This window comes from Tardiphaga sp. 841_E9_N1_2, assembly GCF_051811065.1.
GTDB lineage: Bacteria > Pseudomonadota > Alphaproteobacteria > Rhizobiales > Xanthobacteraceae > Tardiphaga > Tardiphaga robiniae.
Map to the genome: position 1 here is coordinate 5,871,945 of NZ_JBPWQC010000001.1, position 19,657 is coordinate 5,891,601.

General features: G+C 61.2%; 21 protein-coding genes. 17 read left to right on the forward strand and 4 right to left on the reverse strand.

What is annotated here, in order from left to right; genetic code table 11:
• The first annotated feature begins 179 nt into the window (after window positions 1–179).
• The 4 genes from AB8A50_RS28165 to AB8A50_RS28180 all read left to right on the forward strand — a co-directional run bounded on the left by AB8A50_RS28165 (window position 180) and on the right by AB8A50_RS28180 (window position 3,857).
• Window positions 180–1,007 carry a sterol desaturase family protein gene (locus tag AB8A50_RS28165; protein WP_093759952.1) on the forward strand — a complete coding sequence of 276 codons (828 nt, stop codon included), beginning with the start codon at window positions 180–182 and terminating at the stop codon, window positions 1,005–1,007.
• 978 nt (window positions 1,008–1,985) lie between these two features.
• Window positions 1,986–2,483, forward strand: coding sequence for a pilus assembly protein N-terminal domain-containing protein (locus AB8A50_RS28170; RefSeq protein ID WP_089263570.1), 498 nt, complete (start codon window positions 1,986–1,988; stop codon window positions 2,481–2,483).
• A gap of 178 nt (window positions 2,484–2,661) precedes the next feature.
• Entirely contained in the window at window positions 2,662–3,210 is a 549-nt protein-coding gene (locus AB8A50_RS28175; RefSeq protein ID WP_439079646.1) for a TadE/TadG family type IV pilus assembly protein, read from the forward strand.
• 17 nt (window positions 3,211–3,227) lie between these two features.
• Complete coding sequence (locus tag AB8A50_RS28180; RefSeq protein WP_170849735.1) at window positions 3,228–3,857, forward strand: TadE/TadG family type IV pilus assembly protein; 630 nt, start codon at window positions 3,228–3,230, stop codon at window positions 3,855–3,857.
• A 149-nt stretch (window positions 3,858–4,006) separates the two neighbouring features.
• Here the strand turns inward: AB8A50_RS28180 and AB8A50_RS28185 are convergent, their stop codons facing one another.
• The 3 genes from AB8A50_RS28185 to AB8A50_RS28195 all read right to left on the reverse strand — a co-directional run bounded on the left by AB8A50_RS28185 (window position 4,007) and on the right by AB8A50_RS28195 (window position 6,347).
• Window positions 4,007–4,219, reverse strand: a complete 213-nt coding sequence (locus AB8A50_RS28185; RefSeq protein WP_011474122.1) for a cold-shock protein — start codon at window positions 4,217–4,219, stop codon at window positions 4,007–4,009.
• 307 nt (window positions 4,220–4,526) lie between these two features.
• Window positions 4,527–4,805, reverse strand: a complete 279-nt coding sequence (gene infA, locus AB8A50_RS28190; RefSeq protein ID WP_068733922.1) for a translation initiation factor IF-1 — start codon at window positions 4,803–4,805, stop codon at window positions 4,527–4,529.
• 24 nt (window positions 4,806–4,829) lie between these two features.
• Entirely contained in the window at window positions 4,830–6,347 is a 1,518-nt protein-coding gene (locus AB8A50_RS28195; RefSeq protein ID WP_089261529.1) for a DEAD/DEAH box helicase, read from the reverse strand.
• A gap of 490 nt (window positions 6,348–6,837) precedes the next feature.
• Here AB8A50_RS28195 and urtA point away from each other — a divergent pair, with 490 nt between their 5' ends.
• From urtA to AB8A50_RS28235, 8 genes are all read left to right on the forward strand, one after another.
• Window positions 6,838–8,160, forward strand: coding sequence for an urea ABC transporter substrate-binding protein (gene urtA, locus AB8A50_RS28200; protein WP_092149862.1), 1,323 nt, complete (start codon window positions 6,838–6,840; stop codon window positions 8,158–8,160).
• A gap of 151 nt (window positions 8,161–8,311) precedes the next feature.
• Window positions 8,312–9,922, forward strand: a complete 1,611-nt coding sequence (gene urtB, locus AB8A50_RS28205; RefSeq protein ID WP_439079647.1) for an urea ABC transporter permease subunit UrtB — start codon at window positions 8,312–8,314, stop codon at window positions 9,920–9,922.
• A gap of 208 nt (window positions 9,923–10,130) precedes the next feature.
• The gene (urtC, locus tag AB8A50_RS28210) at window positions 10,131–11,303 is read left to right on the forward strand and encodes an urea ABC transporter permease subunit UrtC (RefSeq protein WP_439079648.1); all 1,173 of its coding nucleotides are present in this window, start codon (window positions 10,131–10,133) and stop codon (window positions 11,301–11,303) included.
• Window positions 11,303–12,151, forward strand: coding sequence for an urea ABC transporter ATP-binding protein UrtD (gene urtD / locus AB8A50_RS28215; RefSeq protein ID WP_439079649.1), 849 nt, complete (start codon window positions 11,303–11,305; stop codon window positions 12,149–12,151). The genes urtC and urtD overlap by 1 nt, the downstream gene beginning before the upstream one ends.
• A gap of 142 nt (window positions 12,152–12,293) precedes the next feature.
• On the forward strand, window positions 12,294–12,989 hold the full coding sequence (urtE, locus tag AB8A50_RS28220) for an urea ABC transporter ATP-binding subunit UrtE (RefSeq protein ID WP_068733931.1): 696 nt from the start codon (window positions 12,294–12,296) through the stop codon (window positions 12,987–12,989).
• 23 nt (window positions 12,990–13,012) lie between these two features.
• A complete protein-coding gene (locus AB8A50_RS28225; protein ID WP_439079650.1) occupies window positions 13,013–13,867 on the forward strand; it encodes an urease accessory protein UreD in 855 nt (284 codons plus the stop codon).
• Between the two features lie 19 nt (window positions 13,868–13,886).
• On the forward strand, window positions 13,887–14,189 hold the full coding sequence (locus AB8A50_RS28230) for an urease subunit gamma (RefSeq protein ID WP_068733936.1): 303 nt from the start codon (window positions 13,887–13,889) through the stop codon (window positions 14,187–14,189).
• Between the two features lie 109 nt (window positions 14,190–14,298).
• Complete coding sequence (locus AB8A50_RS28235) at window positions 14,299–14,604, forward strand: urease subunit beta (protein ID WP_116663917.1); 306 nt, start codon at window positions 14,299–14,301, stop codon at window positions 14,602–14,604.
• 4 nt (window positions 14,605–14,608) lie between these two features.
• Here the strand turns inward: AB8A50_RS28235 and AB8A50_RS28240 are convergent, their stop codons facing one another.
• Entirely contained in the window at window positions 14,609–14,938 is a 330-nt protein-coding gene (locus AB8A50_RS28240) for a hypothetical protein (RefSeq protein ID WP_439079651.1), read from the reverse strand.
• Window positions 14,939–15,128: 190 nt separating this feature from the next.
• On the opposite strand from AB8A50_RS28240, the gene ureC reads away from it, so the two are divergent.
• The 5 genes from ureC (at window position 15,129) to ureG (ending at window position 19,629) form a co-directional block, all read left to right on the forward strand.
• Window positions 15,129–16,841, forward strand: a complete 1,713-nt coding sequence (gene ureC, locus AB8A50_RS28245) for an urease subunit alpha (protein WP_439079652.1) — start codon at window positions 15,129–15,131, stop codon at window positions 16,839–16,841.
• Window positions 16,842–17,103: 262 nt separating this feature from the next.
• A complete protein-coding gene (locus AB8A50_RS28250) occupies window positions 17,104–17,403 on the forward strand; it encodes a putative quinol monooxygenase (RefSeq protein ID WP_068733944.1) in 300 nt (99 codons plus the stop codon).
• A 17-nt stretch (window positions 17,404–17,420) separates the two neighbouring features.
• The gene (locus AB8A50_RS28255; RefSeq protein WP_439079653.1) at window positions 17,421–18,080 is read left to right on the forward strand and encodes an urease accessory protein UreE; all 660 of its coding nucleotides are present in this window, start codon (window positions 17,421–17,423) and stop codon (window positions 18,078–18,080) included.
• A complete protein-coding gene (locus AB8A50_RS28260) occupies window positions 18,061–18,807 on the forward strand; it encodes an urease accessory protein UreF (RefSeq protein ID WP_439080050.1) in 747 nt (248 codons plus the stop codon). Before AB8A50_RS28255 ends, AB8A50_RS28260 begins: the two co-directional genes overlap by 20 nt.
• 192 nt (window positions 18,808–18,999) lie before the next feature.
• Window positions 19,000–19,629 carry an urease accessory protein UreG gene (gene ureG, locus AB8A50_RS28265; RefSeq protein ID WP_068733948.1) on the forward strand — a complete coding sequence of 210 codons (630 nt, stop codon included), beginning with the start codon at window positions 19,000–19,002 and terminating at the stop codon, window positions 19,627–19,629.
• Window positions 19,630–19,657 lie beyond the last annotated feature (28 nt).

The window sequence follows — 19,657 nt, forward strand, 5'->3', positions numbered from 1 at the left end:
TGCGGTTAATTCGATTGATGAAAGTCGGTCGCATTTGTCTCTTCTTTTGCACGGTAAATACCTACTTAAGACGATTTTAGAATGACTTGGGTTTGATGATGCCACGCGTGTCCTTTTCGCTTCATTGCTCCTTAAGCATACCGCGGTAACTCTTGGCCTTCGAATACCGCGAGGCCGCGATGACGACACTCCCCTTCGATATCCTGAATATGTTCGGTGAGACCATCATGAAGGTGGTCCCGATCACACTGGCTCTGGCCGTAGTCTTTACGGTGCTGACGCATTTCTGGGCCTGCAATCCCGGCAAGCACTGGTGGCGCAAGACGGAGATCGTGACCGACGTGGTCTACTGGTTCTTCGTGCCGCTGATCACCCGCGTCGTGCGGATCGGACTCCTCGTGCTCGGCGCTGCCGTCATCTTCAATATTCACGATGCCGATGAATTGATCGCCTTCTACGATAACGGACACGGGCCGCTGGCGCAGATGCCGCTCTGGGTACAGGCGCTCTTCTTCCTCGTGGTGTCCGACTTCATGCTGTACTGGCTGCACCGGATGTATCACGGTGGCGGCTTCTGGAAATACCACGCGATCCATCACTCGTCGGAAGAGGTGGACTGGATCTCCGCGGCACGGTTTCATCCGGTCAATCTGTTTCTCGGCACCGTCGCGGTCGACGTGCTGCTATTGATGGCGGGTATCTCGCCGAACATCATGCTGTGGGTCGGACCGTTCACGACCTTCCACTCGGCTTTCGTGCATGCCAATCTGAACTGGACCCTCGGGCCGTTCAAATATGTGCTGGCGACGCCGGTGTTTCACCGCTGGCACCACACCTCGCAGGAGCGCGGCGGCAACACCAATTTCGCCGGCACGTTTCCGATCTGGGACATCATGTTCGGGACCTTCCGCATGCCGAAGGGTGAACTGCCGGACAATTACGGTGTCGACGGCGAGCCTTTGCCGACCGAATTCACCGGGCAACTCGCCTATCCGTTCAAGCAGTAGCGCGCTCTATCTTTTCCCTCCCCCAAGCGCGGCGTAACCGCGCTTGGGGGAGGGATGCCTCTGGCGCCTGTGCGTCATCGCTGATTCAACTGTCAAACAGCCACTGCTCTTCAGACATGCGTCATCGCCCCCATTGTTTGCGGCGCGGGGGCGCCGTCGTGCTTTGCATTCCCGCCCCCTTGTGAGAGGGCGTGCGGAACGCCAGGTGCCCGATGCACCCTTGGGCCTGATGCGATGCGGTCTTCCGCAATTGAGTGTGCATCAGGACTTTCGGTTGCTTGCACTTTGCCTCGACGAACGCTCCGATCGCGAATTAAAGTCCCAAGGCGATGGGAAGGGAGCCTCAAGCGAGTAAGCCGAACGCGTTTTGACTTGGTCGTCCGTCACACTGTCCAGGGGGTTATCCATCCGAAGGTCGGCCGTCTCCTTGCCAGTGGCAGTGCTGGCGCAGCTCCGTCCTGCCCGAAGACAGACGTCACCCCCAAACCGCGTGACGCCGCATCTCCGGCGTCCACCGCATCCTGCCCCGCGAACGTGACGATCGCGCTCGCCCCTCTCATCGGGGCAGGACGGAGGGGAATATAAACCCGATAGGGATGTTGTCAATGGGAGATAGGAAAATATGTTCGGAGCGCCCCAAGCTGTCATTCCGGGGCGGGACCGGCGCCGCAGGCGACGGGACCGAGCCCGGAATCCCGACATGGGAGTCTCCGATCGTGCCAAACACATCGGGATTCCCCGCCACGCCAATTGGAGTGGCTGAGGTTCGCACTTCAGCGGCTTCACCGGCGACGCGCGCGCCGGAATGACGAGCCAAGACGATCGCCTGGGCTGGCAGTGAGCGTCGCCCCGCGTCCATCATGCACCCTGCCACCGCCGTTTCCAGTTCCTTCATCAATTAACGGCACATTTGCCATGTCGGGCGCCGGCACCGCTGCGTATCTGCTTTTGTCGGCTTGTATCGTCCCGGAGTACAGGATGTCGTTTCAGTCGAAGCGCGCGCGGATGCGCGCGGTGTTTGTGGCCCGTGCTCTGGCGGCAGGGACCATGCTGTTGCCGGTGGGCGGTCTTGCGGCCCCTGCGAATGATCTGATCGCAGTCAGCGTCGATCAGGCCAGGCTCGTCAAATTTCCCGAGAAGATCGCGACCATCGTGGTCGGCAACCCCTTGATCGCCGATGTGACGCTGCAGGCCGGCGGCATGGTTGTCGTCACCGGCAAGAGCTATGGCGCCACCAATGTGATTGCCATTGATCGCCAGGGCTCCGTGCTGATGGACCGCGTTATTCAGGTGGAAGGGCCGACCGACAAGGTCGTGACGGTCTATCGCGGTATGAGCCGGGAGACCTATAGCTGCGCAGCGAATTGCGAGCGGCGTTTGACGCTGGGTGACGGGGAAACCTTCTTCAAGTCGACGATGGATCAGGCCGGCGCCATCGGCAGTCAGGCCGCGACGATCGGGGCGAGGAACAACTAAGCCACCACTTTTCGTCGGTCAGACCAATCCCGCCGGACACCGTCGCAAGCGTCCTGCCACATGGTTAATTGCGGGTTAACCCATCGAGCCGTCTTGTCTCGATCCGGCGAAACACTTCAACAATCTGTTTCCGATACATCTCGGCGGTAGCTATTTCCTATCACCGAGGCACTTGCAGATGCTGTTACCGCTGATTTCGATGGCGATGCTCGCCAGGCGGCTCCGCCGCTTCGGCCGCAACAGCAGCGGCTCGGCCGCGGTCGAATTCGCATTCATCGCGCCCGTCTTCTTCGCGCTGATTTTTGCCATCATGGAGACCGGGATGGTGTTCTTCGCCGGCCAGGTCCTTGACACCGCCGTCGAGGACGGTGCGAGGTCGGTCTATACGTGTTCCACTGCAGCTAAAGTCGTCGATTTCAAAACGCCGATTTGCGCGCGCACATGGGCACTGATGGATTGCGCCAAGATCGATATCGATGTGCGCTCCTACGATCCCGGCACAGCGATCACGATTTCGGATCCGATCGACTCCAGCGGCAACTATTCATCGATAAATCTCGTCTACCAGCCGCCGGCCTGTCCGACCACCAAGACAGTGGTCGTGCGGGGCTTCTATCAGTGGCCGCTCTATGTGACCGGCCTCGGCTACAACATCGCCAATATCGGTCGCGGAACGACGAGCAGCAAGCGCCTGCTGGCCGCGACAGCGGCGACCGGGCCGCAGTGATGGCAGGGATCGGGACAATGCGCGTGCGCATGGCGGCACTGGCAGCCTGGCGACGGGCCTTGCTGTTGCGAGACGACACGAGAGGCGTCTCCGCGGTCGAGTTCGCGATGATCCTCCCGCTGATGTTTCTGATGTTCTTCGGCATGCTGGATCTTACCAACGGTTTTGCCGTCAAGCGCAAGGTCAGCCAGATCTCACAGGGCATCGCCGACCTGGCGTCGCGTTACACGACGCTGGCGGAAACCGATGTCTCGAATTTCTTCATCATCGCCGATACGATGCTGACGCCCTATGACAAGGCGCCGCTCCAAGCGTCGATCAGTCAGGTCTATATCGACCCGACGAGCAAGACCGCCAAGGTGGTGTGGACGCGCGGCGATTTTCCCATCGCGACAGATGCGAAGGGCAATCCTGTGCTCAGGAAAGTGAACGACATCGTATCGGTTCCCACCGACCTGATCGTCAAGGACGCCAACGGGAACTATCTGCCGAACCAGTATCTGATCCTCGGCGAGGCCAACTATAAATACGTGCCGACGATCGGCTGGGTCACGTCGAAGGGCGGGGTCCCATTGATGAATGCGATGTACACGCGACCGCGGCAAACGTCGTGCGTCGTGATGGTGACAAGCTGCACGCCGCCGTAACTGACCAATCGCTGCGTATTTGTAGTTGCAGCGAACGAACGTCGGTCCACTTTCTCGGATCATGCTTCAGCAAAAAGGCCGCGCTCAAGAGCGCGGCCTTTTCGTATTCAGTCGATCAATTCGCAAGCATCAAGCTTGCGAATGATCGTTTAGCCTGCGGCGCGGAGATTGTCGGCCGACGACTTGCCGGAACGACGGTCAGCAACGATTTCGTAGCTGATCTTCTGGCCTTCACGCAGGGTGCCGAGACCGGCACGCTCAACGGCGCTGATGTGAACGAACACGTCGTTGCCACCATCGTCCGGCTGAATGAAGCCGAAGCCCTTGGTCGCGTTAAACCACTTCACTGTTCCCATGCTCATGGGGGTAGTCCCTTCTCAAAGATATAGTGTAGCCCACGCAACAGATGTGGGCTGGTGACATCGAATTTTTGGAAGGGTCGTCAGTCTAGACCGGCTGCACCGGGGGATAGATAATGTCGTCCGGCCGAAAATCGATTAACTCATATTAGGGGAAGCGCCCCCTCAAAACAATCCTGACGCGCACGATTTTTTGATTGCGCACGAACGGTCAGGAACGCTTACCCATCCGCGGGATCGCGAGTGATCCGATGCGCGGATGGGTTGTCGTTGCGATTTAAACTGTCGACAGTTTAAACGCGGGATGCGCTTAGCGGCGACGGAACTGACCGCGCGGCGGTGCGCCACGCGGAGGACCGCCGGGACGCTCGTCCTTGTGGCGGAAAATCAGACGACCCTTTTCGAGATCGTAGGGCGACATCTCGATGGTCACGCGGTCGCCGGCCAGCGTCTTGATGCGGTTCTTCTTCATCTTGCCGGCGGTGTAGGCGACGATTTCGTGTCCTGCGTCCAATTGCACGCGATAGCGTGCATCGGGGAGGATTTCGGTCACCAGTCCTTCGAACTGGATCAGCTCTTCTTTGGCCATTGTTAGCTCCAGATCGATCGGCTGTTAGCGTGGCCGCTGGGTGCGGTTCGGGGTTGTATTCGGTCGGCTTTCGCGGTGCAGGAAGGCAACGCCCTGCATCCCTTCTTTAGTCGCAGTTCCAGCCTGGTTGGCCGGACGTGAGATCGGCTCATGCCGTGCATTCTCGTGTCTCGCATTCTCGTTCCGACCATGATCGCGGTTCGGTTGCGATGCGCCGCCGTTGCCGCCATGCGGACGACGACGATTGCGCGCGTTCTTGCCGGGCGCTCCGTCATTGCTGCGTGGTGCGTGCGGGGCGGAGCGACCGTTGCGCTGACCGCCACGGTTCTGGGAAGGCGACGGCCCCACGTCGTTGCGGCCTGGGGTGCGGCGGTCTTCCTTCGGAAGCGAAATGCGGATCAGCTTTTCAATATCGCGCAGATACGCCATTTCCTCGCCCGCGCAAAGCGAGATTGCGATGCCTTCGCGTCCGGCACGGGCCGTACGGCCGATTCGGTGGACATAGGTTTCCGGGATATTCGGCAGGTCGAAGTTCACCACATGGGTGATGCCGTCGACGTCGATGCCGCGGGCGGCGATGTCGGTGGCCACCAAGGTGCGGATTTCGCCGGTGCGGAACTGGGCCAGCGTGCGCTCGCGGTGGTTCTGCGACTTGTTGCCGTGGATCGCGGCGGCGGCGATGCCGGCGCGCTCGAGCCCCTTCACGACCTTGTCGGCGCCGTGCTTGGTGCGGGTGAACACAAGGGCGCGGTCAACCGTCTCGGTCTTGAGGATCTGGGCGAGGATCGTCGGCTTGGCGGAGTGATCGACCAGCATGATCCGCTGGCTGATGCGCTCCACGGTGGAGGCGACCGGGGTCACCGCAACGCGGGCCGGATCCTTGAGCATTGCCTCGGCAAGATCGGCGATGTCCTTCGGCATGGTGGCCGAGAAGAACAGCGTCTGGCGCTTGATCGGGAGCTTGGCGACGACTTTGCGGATGTCGTTGATGAAGCCCATATCGAGCATGCGGTCGGCTTCGTCGAGCACCAGGAACTCAACCATGTTGAGCTTCAGGCCGTTGCTCTGCACGAGATCGAGCAGACGGCCCGGGGTGGCGACGAGGACGTCGACGCCCTGCATCAGCGAACGGACCTGACGGCCCATCGGCACGCCGCCAATGGCCAGCGCCGATGCGAGGTGCATATGGCGCCCATAGGCGTTGAAACTGTCGAGGATCTGGCCGGAGAGTTCGCGGGTCGGGCTCAGCACCAGCACGCGGCAGGTCTTGGGCTGCGGCTTGATGCGGTTCTCGAGCAGGCGGTGAAGGATGGGAAGCGCGAAGGAAGCGGTCTTGCCGGTGCCGGTCTGGGCGATACCGATCACATCCTTGCCGGTGATGGCAATCGGGATGGTCTGGGCCTGGATCGGGGTCGGGGTGGTGTAGTTTTCTTCTTTAAGCGCACGGGTGATGGGATCGGCGAGGCCGAATTCCTGAAAGGTGGTCAAAAGATTAATCTTTCCAAAGTGAAAGCAGGCGCCCGGCCATGATTCAAAGACCATGGGGCCAGGGAGCGCGCGAGTGTGTCTGGGACACCCGCGTGTTTGGGGCGTCAGTTCTGGTTAGCTGAAGGGGCAAGCCAGAAACCGTCGAACTGCCCTGAGGAGATCAGAGTAAAGACGGGATCAGAACACGCGGCTCGCAAGGACCTGATGATTCTCAAGGTCGTTTGATTGATATGGAACAGCAAGGCGGCGGATTCAAGGTCAATCGGTGCGAGGGTTAAAACCAGCGACAAAATACCGCTGCATGAAATTTAGACATGAGGCAATTTTTGGCGATTATTTAAGCTGTTTGCCGTGTGCATGATCAATTTTTCTGCACAATAAATAAACAAGAAAACCTCAGCGCTTTCCGAAAATCGGAAACATGCGAGTAATCCCAATAGCTTAACGTGTGTTCGAGGGCTGGCACACTTCTTGCGATCTCCTTAACGCGCCGGCCGTGGGGCCGTTCCGCATTGATTTCGTCTGCGTCAGGGAGAGACCGCACATGATTACCAATTTGACTCACGCAATAGCCAAGCCGATCTCGCGTCGCAGCCTGATGGCCGCGGCAACGGGTCTGGCTCTGGGCCTGTCGGCATTTTCGCCGGCCAAAGCCGCAGACGACACCATCAAGGTCGGCGTCCTGCACTCGCTGTCGGGCACCATGGCGATTTCCGAGACCACGCTGAAGGACACCGTGCTGTTCATGATCGATCAGCAGAACAAGAAGGGCGGCGTGAACGGCAAGAAGCTCGAAGCCGTGGTGGTCGATCCGGCATCGAACTGGCCGCTGTTCGCCGAAAAGGCGCGCGAGCTGATCACCAAGGACAAGGTTGCCGTCGTGTTCGGCTGCTGGACCTCGGTGTCGCGCAAGTCGGTTCTCCCGGTGTTCAAAGAACTGAACAACATCCTGTTCTATCCCGTGCAGTACGAGGGCGAAGAGTCCGAGCGTAACGTGTTCTACACGGGTGCTGCTCCGAACCAGCAGGCGATCCCGGCCGTCGACTACCTGATGAAGGACGAGAAGGTGAAGCGCTGGGTGCTGGCCGGCACCGACTACGTCTATCCGCGCACCACCAACAAGATTCTCGAAGCCTACTTGAAGTCGAAGGGCGTCAAGCAGGAAGACATCATGATCAACTACACGCCGTTTGGTCATAGTGACTGGCAGACGATCGTGGCCGACATCAAGAAGTTCGGTTCGGCCGGCAAGAAGACCGCCGTGGTCTCGACCATCAACGGCGATGCCAATGTTCCATTCTACAAGGAACTCGGCAACCAGGGCATCAAGGCGACCGACATTCCGGTGGTTGCGTTCTCGGTGGGTGAAGAAGAACTCGCCGGCATCGACACCAAGCCGCTGCTCGGCCATCTCGCGGCCTGGAACTACTTCCAGTCGATCAAGAGCCCCGAGAACGAGAAGTTCATCAAGGAATGGCAGGCCTTCACCAAGAATCCGAAGCGCGTGACCAACGACCCGATGGAAGCCACCGTGATCGGCTTCAACATGTGGGTGAAGGCGGTCGAGAAGGCCAAGTCGATCGAAGCCGACAAGGTCATCGACGCACTGCCCGGCATCGAAGCCAAGAACCTGACCGGCGGTACCTCGAAGATGCTGCCGAACCACCACATCACCAAGCCGGTGTTCATTGGCGAGATCAAGGCCAATGGCCAGTTCGACGTGGTCTGGAAGACCCCGGCGCTGGTGGCTGGCGATGCATGGTCGAAGGAGCTCGACGGCTCCAAGGACCTGATCGGCGACTGGGTCGGCAAGAAGTGCGGCAACTTCAACACCAAGACCAACAAGTGCGGCGGTCAGGGTTCCTGATCTCGCTCTGAGGTTCTGTGTTCTCCATCATTGCGGGCATTTTCCGCCCGCAATGATGATCCTCCCGAGACTCTTCTGACACGAGACTCCCAAAACTGGAGAAGGCGGTGAATCCGTCGCCTTCTCTTTTTTCTTCGGCCGGGGTTTTCCAGTGACTGATCTCCTTTATCGTTTCCGCGCGATCGCTGTTGCATTTCTGCTGATCGTCGCGACCGCCATTCCGGCCTTTGCGGGTCCTTTCGAGGATGCCGTCGCCAAATTCGCCAATGATGATTTCTCCGACAGCGACGAGGCCGTGGGCATCATTGCCACCTCCGGCAATCCGCAGGCTTTCGCTGTGATCACCGCGCTGCAGGAAGGCCGCCTCTCCGCCGATCCCGACAGCAAGAAGGTTTATCTCACTGGCACCGACGGCAAGGTCACCGATGCTGCGACCGGTGAAGCCGTCGCAGAAGTGCCGGCCAGCGCCGCCGCTGTGCGCCTCAACAACCGCCTGCGCCGCAATATCGAATCTGCACTGGGCGGGCTCACGCTGATGTCGCCGGATCCCGCCAAGCGCATCGCCTCGGCGCAATCGGTGTTCAAAAGCCACGAAACCGCGATGCTGCCGGTGATCGAGGCTGCGCTGGAAAAGGAAACCAACAAATCCGCCAAGCAGGCCTTCACCGAAGCCCGCGCCGCGATCCTGCTCTACAAGGAAGACGCGACCGAGGCCGAGAAGATCGAATCCATCGCGATCATCAAGGGCCGCGGCGATCAGGACGCGCTGGCGCTGCTCACCAGTCTGCCGGCCGATCAGACCGTTGGTGTCGCGCGCAGCGCGGCCAGCGCCGTCACGGCGATCAACAGCCGGCAGACACTGTGGTCGATCGGTCAGAACGCCTGGTATGGATTGTCGCTCGGCTCGGTTCTCCTGCTCGCCGCCATTGGTCTGGCCATCACTTTCGGCGTGATGGGCGTCATCAACATGGCGCATGGCGAGATGGTGATGATCGGCGCCTATGTCACCTTCGTGGTGCAGGACGTGATCCGCACCAGCTATCCCGGTCTGTTCGACTACTCGCTGCTGATGGCGGTGCCGCTGGCCTTCATCGTCGCTGGTCTCCTCGGCATCGTCATCGAGCGCACCATCATCCGCTTCCTCTATGGCCGTCCGCTGGAAACGCTGCTGGCGACCTGGGGCCTGTCGCTGGTGCTGCAGCAGGCGGTGCGCACCATGTTCGGCCCGACCAATCGTGAGGTCGGTAATCCCTCCTGGATGTCCGGCGCATTCGAGCTGGGTCAGCTCACCATCACCTACAACCGGCTCTGGATCCTGTGCTTCACGCTCGCTGTGTTCGCGATCCTGCTGGCGATGTTGCGCTACACCTCGATCGGACTCGAGATGCGCGCCGTCACCCAGAACCGCCGCATGGCGGCGTCCATGGGCATCGCGACCTCGCGTGTCGATGCTCTGACCTTCGGTCTCGGCTCCGGCATCGCGGGCATTGCTGGCGTGGCGCTGTCGCAGATCGACAACGTCTCGCCCAATCTCGGCCAGAGCTACATTATCGACTCATTCATGGTCGTGGTGTTCGGCGGCGTCGGCAATCTCTGGGGCACGCTGGTCGGTGCATTCTCGCTTGGCATCGCCAACAAGTTCCTCGAGCCGGTTGCAGGCGCCGTGCTTGGCAAGATCGCCATCCTGGTGCTGATCATCCTGTTCATCCAGAAACGGCCGCGCGGTCTGTTCGCGCTCAAGGGCAGGGCGATCGAAGCATGATGACGGCCTCAGAAATGAAAGTTTGCCGCGACGCGCTGATGTTCTCCCTCCCCCCTTGCGGGGGAGGGTCGGGGAGGGGGGTAACCCCAAGCTCCGGCGCTTGCGGCTACCCCCCTCCCGGCGCTAACGCGCCACCCTCCCCCGCAAGGGGGGAGGGGACCATTGGCGCCGGTGCTAGCTACAATTGGGCATACTGCGGAGCCATCTCATGACGCCGCATTTCCTCACCCGAACGCTGGACCGCAGCGCCACGATCTTCCTGCTGATCGTCGCCGCCGTCGGCATTCTTATTCCGCTGTCGAACCTGTTGCTGCCGGCGGACTCGCCGCTGCAGGTGCCGACCTATCTGATGGCGCTGTTCGGCAAATATGTCTGCTACGCCATTCTCGCGCTCTCGATTGATCTGATCTGGGGCTATTGCGGCATTCTCTCGCTCGGTCACGGTGCCTTCTTCGCGCTCGGCGGTTACGCCATGGGCATGTATCTGATGCGCCAGATCGGTTCGCGCGGCGTCTATGGCAATCCGATCCTGCCGGACTTCATGGTGTTCCTGAATTACAAGGCGCTGCCGTGGTACTGGTACGGCTTCGACATGTTCTGGTTCGCCGCTGCGATGGTGCTGATCGCGCCGGGCATCCTGGCTTTCGTGTTCGGCTGGCTCACCTTCCGCTCGCGCGTGTCTGGCGTGTATCTGTCGATCATCACCCAGGCGATGACCTATGCGCTGCTGCTGGCCTTCTTCCGCAACGATTTCGGCTTCGGCGGCAATAACGGCCTGACCGATTTCAAGGATATCCTCGGATTCAACGTGCAAGCCGACGGCACCCGGGCGGCGCTGTTTGCGCTGAGCTGTCTGGCGCTAATCGTCGGCTTCCTCGTCTGCCGCGCCATCGTCACCTCGAAACTCGGCAAGGTGCTGATCGCCATACGTGACGCGGAATCCCGCACGAGATTCTTGGGCTACCGCGTCGAATCCTACAAGCTGTTCGTGTTCACGCTGTCGGCCTGCATGGCCGGTGTTGCGGGTGCGCTCTATGTGCCGCAGGTGGGCATCATCAATCCCGGTGAATTCGCCCCGGCGAACTCGATTGAAGCAGTCATCTGGGTCGCGGTCGGTGGTCGTGGCACGCTGGTCGGTGCGGCGCTCGGCGCGGTTGTGGTCAACTACGCCAAGACGGTGTTCACATCGGGCGCGCTTGCTCCCTACTGGCTGTTCATGCTCGGTGCGCTGTTCATTCTCGTGACGCTGTTGCTGCCCAAGGGCATCATCGGCACCTTCAATGCGTGGTCGGAGTCCCGCAAGGCGAGCAGCAATGCCAATGCCGATAGTGCCGCAGCGGAAGATGGCGTTACCAAACCTCATCTGGCGGAGAAGGCGTGATGACCGTGATTGAAACGCCAGCCCCCACGACGCCGGCCTCCCACGCGCCTGCCGTGATCGATCCCGTGGTCGCAGCGCGCGAGGCGGAAGCGCGGCAGAAGCGCATCACCTCGGCGCAGCTCTATCTTGACGGCGTTCATGTCTCTTTCGATGGCTTCCATGCCATCAACAACCTGTCGATGGTGCTGGCGCCCGGCGAGATGCGTGCCATCATCGGCCCGAACGGCGCCGGCAAGACCACGATGATGGACATCATCACCGGCAAGACTAAGCCGGACGAGGGCGACGTCTATTTTGACGGCACCCATGATCTCACGCTGCTGGACGAAACCAAGATCGCCGAGCTCGGCATCGGCCGTAAATTCCAGAAGCCGACGGTGTTCGAGAGCCAGACGATTTACGACAATCTGCTGCTGGCATTGAATGTCGATCACTCCGTGCGCGGCACGCTGTTCTGGCGTGGCAGCGGCGCCGAGTCCGAGCGCATCGACAAGGTGCTGGAGACCATCCGCCTCACGGACTCGCGTTATCGTCTTGCCGGCAATCTCTCCCATGGCCAGAAGCAGTGGCTCGAAATAGGCATGCTGCTGGCGCAAGATCCGAAATTGCTGCTGGTGGACGAGCCCGTCGCGGGCATGACCGACGTCGAAACGCATCAGACCGCCGAATTGCTGAAGGCGATCAACCGCGACAACAAGACCGTCATGGTGGTCGAGCATGACATGACCTTCGTGCGCGAACTCGGCGTCAAGGTGACCTGTCTGCACGAAGGCACGGTGCTGGCCGAAGGCACCATCGATCAGGTGTCGACCAATGACCGCGTGGTCGAAGTTTATTTGGGGCGGTGATGATGCAGCGCTTCACCACACACGCCGTCATGCCCGGGCTTGTCCCGGGCATCCACGTCTTTTCTGCTAACACCCAAGGCGTGGATGGCCGGGACAGGCCCGGCCATGACGGAGTAAAATCGCGAATGCCTGAGGCATCACCATGCTGAAAGTCGATAACATCAGCCTCTATTACGGTGCAGCCCAAGCGCTGCGCGGTGTCACCGTTTCGGCCGAACCCGGCAAGGTGACCTGCGTGCTCGGCCGCAATGGCGTCGGCAAGACGTCGCTGTTGCGCGCCATGGTCGGCCAGCAGGCGATTTCAAGCGGTTCGATTACGTTTGACGGTCAGGATATCTCGACGCTGAAGCCGTTCGAGCGGGCGCGGCGCGGCATTTCTTTCGTACCGCAGGGGCGCGAGATATTTCCGCTGCTCACGGTGGAAGAAAACCTCAAGACCGGCTATGCGCCGCTGAAGCGCGCCGACCGCAACATTCCCGACGACGTGTTCTCGCTGTTTCCGGTGCTGAACTCGATGCTCGGCCGCCGCGGCGGTGATCTCTCCGGCGGCCAGCAGCAGCAGCTCGCCATCGGCCGCGCGCTGGTGATGCGACCGAAGCTCCTGCTGCTGGATGAGCCGACCGAAGGCATCCAGCCCTCGATCATCAAGGATATCGGCCGCGCGATTTCCTATCTGCGCTCGCTCGGCAATATTGCCATCGTCCTCGTGGAGCAGTATCTCGACTTTGCCTGCGAACTCGGCGACAACTTCGCCGTGATGGATCGCGGCGCGGTGAAATACACCTGCGACCGCTCGACGCTCGATCCCGCCGAGATCAGCCGCCAGATGGCGCTGTAGCGCGGCTCAAAGCCGGAGAGTGCATGCAGGCTGACAACACCACGCTGTCGTCATCGGCGATCTCATCGTCCTCGGCGATCTTTGCCGCTAATCGTGCCCGCGGTGCGGTCAAGTTCGACGTGCATCTGGCGGAGGGCAAGACGCGCCGCCGCCAGCTGCATGAATCCGGCTCGCTGCGCGTGCGTTTCCCGTCCCCCGAAGATCACGGCTTGTCGGCGATGTTCGTCAACACCGCTGGCGGCGCGGCGGGCGGCGACCGTTTCGATATTGACATCACGGCCGGCGAGGGCACCAGCCTGACAGTGACCACGGCGGCCGCCGAGAAGGTCTATCGCTCCCATGGTCCCGCCGCCGAAATCAACATCGCGCTGAAGGCCGAGGCCGGCGCGCATCTGTCCTGGCTGCCGCAGGAAACCATCCTGTTCGACCAGGCCCGCACCATCAGGCGCATCGATATCGATCTGGCTGATCGCGCGACGCTTTTGCTTTGCGAGATCGTGGTGTTCGGTCGTGCGGCGATGGGTGAGGTGATGCAGACGGGGTCTTTCGTCGACCGCTGGCGCCTGCGTCGCGGTGGCAGGCTGGTGTTCGCGGAAAACGTGCGGCTGGATGGCGATATCGCCGCGAAACTGGCCAGACCGGCAATCGGCAATGGCGCGGTGGCCATCGGCACGGCGCTGATCGTGCCGGGCGACGAGGCGCTCATTGAGCGGCTACGCGAAGCCACGGATGGCGCTGGCGGTGAAGTTGGTATCTCCTGCTGGAACGGCTTTGCAATGGCCCGCTTCTGTGCACAAGATGCGGCGAAGCTGCGCACCGACATGATGGCGGTGCTTGGACGATCAGGCGCGATGCTGCCGCGCATGTGGCTCAACTAAACTTATTCAGAGACCTGCAATGAACCTGTCTCCCCGCGAAAAAGACAAGCTGCTGATATCGATGGCCGCCATCGTGGCGCGCCGCCGGCTGGAACGCGGCGTCAAGCTCAACCATCCCGAAGCCATCGCCATCATCTCCGATTTCATCGTCGAGGGCGCGCGCGACGGCCGCACCGTTGCCGAGCTGATGAAATCCGGCGCCGAGGTCATCACCCGCGCGCAATGCATGGATGGGATCGCCGAGATGATCCACGACATTCAGGTGGAAGCGACATTCCCCGACGGGACGAAGCTCGTCACGGTGCACGAACCGATCCGCTAGTTCAAACTCCGTCATGCCCGGGCTTGACCCGCGCATCCATTTTCAGCGCTCTAAGGCGTGGATGGCCAAGTCAAGCCCGGCCATGACACCGAGAAAATCGAGAGGTCACATGATCCCCGGCGAACTCTTCATCCAGGACGGCGAGATCGAGCTCAATGCCGGCCGCAAGACCGTCACGCTGACGGTGGCAAATTCCGGCGATCGGCCGATCCAGGTCGGCTCGCACTACCACTTTTTTGAAACCAATCCCGCGCTGAAATTCGACCGCAAGAAGGCCCGCGGCATGCGCCTTGACATCGCCGCAGGCACTGCGGTGCGTTTCGAGCCTGGCCAGACCCGCGACGTGCAACTGGTAGAACTCGCTGGCAAGCGCACGGTTTACGGCTTCCGCGGCGATGTGATGGGGAAGCTCTGAGCGCCTAGCCGCCGGCGCTGTCCATCATGAACGAGCGGAAGTATCGATCGATGGCCAGCGATATCAGGACGACCGAGACGAACAGAAGACAGCTGTACAATGACCAACGTCCGACATCGTCACGGAACGATCGGATGCCAAGGATCACGAACCAGATGCCCAGAGCGATGCTGAACCAGTTGAACCAGGTGACGAGGATCGCTTCAGCGGCGTCCAGTTCGGGAATGAAGCCGTCCGGAAATCCGAGCCACATGACGCGGGTCATGTATAGCCAGGACGTCAGCGCGAACAGCAGGCACGCCGCGACAAATGGATAGACGTTCTTCCATCTCACGATATCGGTCTCCGTCTCAGATCCCGACGCCGCGCGCCTCGTTGGGGTGCCAAGCTATGGAAGTGGCGGGCCACGCCGTCAATGAACGAAGGCGCAGGCTGCGCACTGATCGGGACGTCTGCGTCCCCCGCGGCATCGTTGCGTTCGAATCCACTCTCCTCATCTTCCACCGTTGGGAAGGCCCGATCTCATGCCCGTGAAAATCAAACGCTCCGTCTATGCCGACATGTTCGGCCCGACCACCGGCGATCGCGTGCGGCTCGCCGACACCGATCTGATCATCGAGGTGGAGAAGGACTTCACCATCTATGGCGAGGAAGTGAAGTTCGGCGGCGGCAAGGTGATCCGCGACGGCATGGGGCAGTCGCAGGCGACACGCGCGCAGGGCGCCGTCGACACGGTCATCACCAACGTGCTGATCGTCGATCACTGGGGCATCGTGAAAGCCGACGTGGCACTCAAGGGCGGCATGGTCCACGCCATCGGCAAGGCCGGCAATCCCGATATCCAGCCGGGCGTGACCATCAATGTCGGTCCGGGCACCGATGTCATCGCGGGCGAGGGCAAGATCCTCACTGCCGGCGGTTTCGACAGCCATATCCATTTCATCTGCCCGCAGCAGATCGAACACGCGCTGATGTCCGGCGTCACCTCGATGCTCGGGGGCGGCACCGGCCCGTCGCACGGCACCTTCGCGACGACCTGTACGCCCGGTCCATGGCACATTGCGCGGATGATCCAGTCCTTCGATGCGTTCCCGGTCAATCTCGGCATTTCCGGCAAGGGCAATGCCTCGAAGCCCGCGCCGCTGGTGGAAATGATCAATGCCGGCGCCTGTGCGCTGAAGCTGCACGAGGACTGGGGCACCACGCCCGCCGCGATCGACAACTGCCTCAGCGTCGCCGACGACTACGACGTGCAGGTGATGCTGCATTCCGACACGCTGAACGAGTCTGGCTTCGTCGAGGACACCATCAAGGCCTTCAAGGGTCGTACCATCCACGCCTTCCACACCGAAGGTGCCGGCGGCGGCCATGCGCCCGATATCATCAAGGTCGCGGGCCTCAAGAACGTGTTGCCGTCATCGACCAATCCGACACGGCCATTCACGCGCAACACCATCGATGAGCATCTGGACATGCTGATGGTCTGCCACCATCTCGATCCGTCGATTGCGGAAGATCTGGCCTTTGCCGAAAGCCGTATCCGCAAGGAGACCATCGCCGCCGAAGACATCCTGCACGATCTCGGCGCGCTCTCGATGATGTCGTCAGACAGTCAGGCCATGGGCCGGCTTGGCGAAGTCATCATCCGGACGTGGCAGACCGCCGACAAGATGAAGAAGCAGCGCGGCTCGCTGAAGGAAGACAAGGGCAACAACGACAATTTCCGCGTCAAGCGCTACATCGCGAAATACACGATCAACCCCGCTATCGCCCATGGTGTCTCGAAGCTGATCGGCTCGGTGGAGAAGGGCAAGATGGCGGATCTGGTGCTGTGGTCGCCGGCCTTCTTTGGCGTCAAGCCGGATCTCGTCATCAAGGGCGGCTCCATCGTCGCGGCGCCGATGGGCGATCCGAACGCATCGATCCCGACGCCGCAGCCCGTGCATTATCAGCCGATGTTCGGCGCCTTCGGCCGCGCGCTGACCCAGTCGTCGGTGGTGTTCACATCGGGTGCGGCGGTGGCGGGCGGTCTCGCCAAGAAGCTCGGCATTCAGAAGTCGCTCTATGCGGTGGAAAATGTCCGCGACGGCATCTCGAAGAAGAGCATGATCCACAACGGCGCGACGCCGAAGATCGAGGTGGACTCGGAGACCTATGAGGTGAGGGCGGATGGCGAGCTTTTGACCTGCGAGCCGGCAGAAATGCTGCCGATGGCGCAGAGGTACTTTATGTATTGAGGTGCGCTATCGCTCGTCATTCCGGGGCGCCGAACCGGCGCCGCAGGCGACGGTCGGCGAACCCGGAATCTCGCGCTGGGGCACGACGGCGCTTCACCATGTCGGGATTCCGGGCTCGCGTCGCTGGCTGCGCCTTCGACGCGCCCCGGAATGACGAGTAGAGGCGGTGAGATGAAAGGTGCCCCCCTTCCTCCCCCTCGCATTCCCCCCTAATGTCCGTCCCGGCATTCTTAGCCACAACAACAAACCGGGAGGACTCCCCTTGATCTACGTCGTTGCCACTTTGTCCGTGAAACCCGAAGCCCGCGCCGAACTGATCGAAGCTGCCAAGGCTTGTATCGCCGAGACCCGCAAGGAAGCGGGCAATATCGCCTATGATCTGCACGAGAGCGTCACCGATCCGACCCGTATGGTGTTCGTCGAGCAGTGGGAGAATGCCGAGGCACTGGTGCCGCACCGGACGCAGGAACATATGAAGACTTTCGGCCGCGTCGCGGTGAAATGCTTCAGCGCGCCTCCGAAGATCGAAATCATCACCCCGGCTGACGTCGTGGTGCGTTAAACCAGACGAGAGAGTTCATGATCCGCGCGACTGAGGTCAAAGGCCAATACAACTGGAAAGAGGCGGCGGCAGATACCGTCGTTCTCGACTTCGACGATCGTCATCGTCGCCGCATGGCGATGACGGGGACGCGCGGACTGGAATTCCTGCTCGATCTCGAAAACGCCGTCGCCCTGCGGGGCGGCGACGCTTTGGTGCTGGAAGACGGCCGCCTGATCGAGGTGGTCGCAGCGCCGGAGCCGCTGATCGAAATCCGGGGTACCGATCCCGGCCATCTGGTGCGGCTCGCCTGGCATCTCGGCAACCGCCATCTGCCGACGCAGATCATGGCCAAGGGACTGCGCATCCGCAGCGACCACGTCATCGAGGAGATGGTGAAGGGCCTCGGCGCCAAGGTGATCGAGATCGAGGCACCGTTCGATCCCGAAGGCGGCGCCTATGCCGCTGCGCATGAGCCGGCGGGTCATGGACATCATGATCATGGACACAGTCACGACGATCATGGGCACGACCACCATGGCCACAGCCATGACGCGCACGGTCATGCCGGTCATGGCCATGACCAGCATGTCCATGACGAGCATTGCGGTCACGATCACGATCATCACGATCATCATCATGATCACGACAGCAAGCACGACCACCATCGTCACTCCCATGCTCATGACCACAAATAGACCGGCGGACAATAGTTCGCTGAGCGACTCTCCCGCCTTGTCTGCCGACGAAGGCGCTGCGCTGTACCGGCTGATGACCTGGCTGTCGCCGGCTTTTCCTGTCGGCGCGTTTTCCTATTCCAGCGGTATCGAATGGGCGGTGGAAGCAGGCGACATCACCGATGCTGCCAGCCTGCAGGACTGGTTGTCGGCGATGCTGTCCGATGGCGCAGGGTTTTGCGATGGCGTGTTTCTCGCTCATGTGCACCGCGCAGCATCTGACGGCGACGACAAGGCATTGCGCGAGGTTGCCGAACTCGCCAGCGCCTTCGCGCCATCAAGGGAACGTCAGCTGGAGACCACCACGCAAGGCAAGGCCTTCATCGAGATCGCGCGCAATGCCTGGTCGCATGAGGCTATGGAGCGGCTGATCGGGATATGCGACAGTCCGATTGTCTATCCCGTCGCCGTCGGACTTGTGAGCGCCGCCCATGGTGTGCCGCTGTCGGCAACGATGCATGGTTTTTTCCACGCGGTGGTCTCGAACTGGATTTCCGCTGGCGCGAGGCTGGTGCCGCTCGGTCAGACCGACAGCCAGCGCGTACTTGCAGCGCTGGAGCCCGTCGTCGTGACCACTGGCCAACGCGCTATGGCTGCATCCCTCGACGATCTCGGCGGCGCGACATTCCGCTCTGATATCGCCAGCATGCGTCACGAGACGCAGTATACGCGGTTGTTCAGGTCATGATGGCTCCAGCTCAAATCACACACCAGACCCCTCATGGTCGCCTGAACGCAATCGCGTTCCGGCTGGAGGAGCGCGCCGCTTGGCGCGCGTCTCGAACCATGAGTTGCTTGGCACATCCTTCGAGACGCGGCGAAGCCGCCGCTCCTCAGGATGAGGGCCGTCGCTTCATCCTCAACCGAAAGCACCCCTGACATGTCCAGTTTTCACGGTCCGCTCCGCGTCGGCATTGGTGGTCCCGTCGGCTCCGGCAAGACCGCGCTGATGGATCTGCTGTGCAAGACCATGCGCGAGCGCTACGACATCGCGGCGATAACCAATGACATCTACACGAAGTGGGATGCCGAATATCTGGTGCGCTCGGGCTCGTTGACGGCGGATCGCATTGCTGGCGTCGAAACTGGCGGCTGTCCGCATACGGCGATCCGCGAGGACGCCTCGATGAACCTCGCCGCCGTTGCCGACATGCGCGTCAAGTTTCCCGATCTCGACATGGTGCTGATCGAGTCCGGCGGCGACAACCTCGCGGCGACCTTCTCGCCGGAACTGGCCGATATCACCATCTATGTCATCGACGTTGCGGCCGGCGACAAGATCCCCTCCAAGGGGGGGCCGGGTATCACGCGCTCCGACCTGCTGGTGATCAACAAGATCGATCTGGCGCCCTATGTCGGGGCTTCGCTCGAGAAGATGGACGTCGACGCCAAACGGATGCGCGGGGTCAGGCCCTTCGTGATGACCAATATGAAGACGCAGGAAGGTCTCGACCGGATTATCTCATTCATTGAGAGCAAGGGCGGCCTTAAGGCCAAGGCAGTCGCCTGAGACTTGTGAACAAGGCCTCTGCCGTAGT

Excerpts from the sequence above, each read along its gene's own strand:
- AB8A50_RS28165 (WP_093759952.1), top strand. The coding sequence starts at position 180 with ATGACGACACTCCCCTTCGATATCCTGAATATGTTCGGTGAGACCATC.
- AB8A50_RS28170 (WP_089263570.1), top strand. The coding sequence starts at position 1,986 with ATGTCGTTTCAGTCGAAGCGCGCGCGGATGCGCGCGGTGTTTGTGGCC.
- AB8A50_RS28175 (WP_439079646.1), top strand. The coding sequence starts at position 2,662 with ATGCTGTTACCGCTGATTTCGATGGCGATGCTCGCCAGGCGGCTCCGC.
- AB8A50_RS28180 (WP_170849735.1), top strand. The coding sequence starts at position 3,228 with ATGCGCGTGCGCATGGCGGCACTGGCAGCCTGGCGACGGGCCTTGCTG.
- AB8A50_RS28185 (WP_011474122.1), bottom strand. The coding sequence starts at position 4,219 with ATGAGCATGGGAACAGTGAAGTGGTTTAACGCGACCAAGGGCTTCGGC.
- infA (WP_068733922.1), bottom strand. The coding sequence starts at position 4,805 with ATGGCCAAAGAAGAGCTGATCCAGTTCGAAGGACTGGTGACCGAAATC.
- AB8A50_RS28195 (WP_089261529.1), bottom strand. The coding sequence starts at position 6,347 with ATGGTCTTTGAATCATGGCCGGGCGCCTGCTTTCACTTTGGAAAGATT.
- urtA (WP_092149862.1), top strand. The coding sequence starts at position 6,838 with ATGATTACCAATTTGACTCACGCAATAGCCAAGCCGATCTCGCGTCGC.
- urtC (WP_439079648.1), top strand. The coding sequence starts at position 10,131 with ATGACGCCGCATTTCCTCACCCGAACGCTGGACCGCAGCGCCACGATC.
- urtD (WP_439079649.1), top strand. The coding sequence starts at position 11,303 with ATGACCGTGATTGAAACGCCAGCCCCCACGACGCCGGCCTCCCACGCG.
- urtE (WP_068733931.1), top strand. The coding sequence starts at position 12,294 with ATGCTGAAAGTCGATAACATCAGCCTCTATTACGGTGCAGCCCAAGCG.
- AB8A50_RS28225 (WP_439079650.1), top strand. The coding sequence starts at position 13,013 with ATGCAGGCTGACAACACCACGCTGTCGTCATCGGCGATCTCATCGTCC.
- AB8A50_RS28230 (WP_068733936.1), top strand. The coding sequence starts at position 13,887 with ATGAACCTGTCTCCCCGCGAAAAAGACAAGCTGCTGATATCGATGGCC.
- AB8A50_RS28235 (WP_116663917.1), top strand. The coding sequence starts at position 14,299 with ATGATCCCCGGCGAACTCTTCATCCAGGACGGCGAGATCGAGCTCAAT.
- ureC (WP_439079652.1), top strand. The coding sequence starts at position 15,129 with ATGCCCGTGAAAATCAAACGCTCCGTCTATGCCGACATGTTCGGCCCG.
- AB8A50_RS28255 (WP_439079653.1), top strand. The coding sequence starts at position 17,421 with ATGATCCGCGCGACTGAGGTCAAAGGCCAATACAACTGGAAAGAGGCG.
- AB8A50_RS28260 (WP_439080050.1), top strand. The coding sequence starts at position 18,061 with ATGCTCATGACCACAAATAGACCGGCGGACAATAGTTCGCTGAGCGAC.
- ureG (WP_068733948.1), top strand. The coding sequence starts at position 19,000 with ATGTCCAGTTTTCACGGTCCGCTCCGCGTCGGCATTGGTGGTCCCGTC.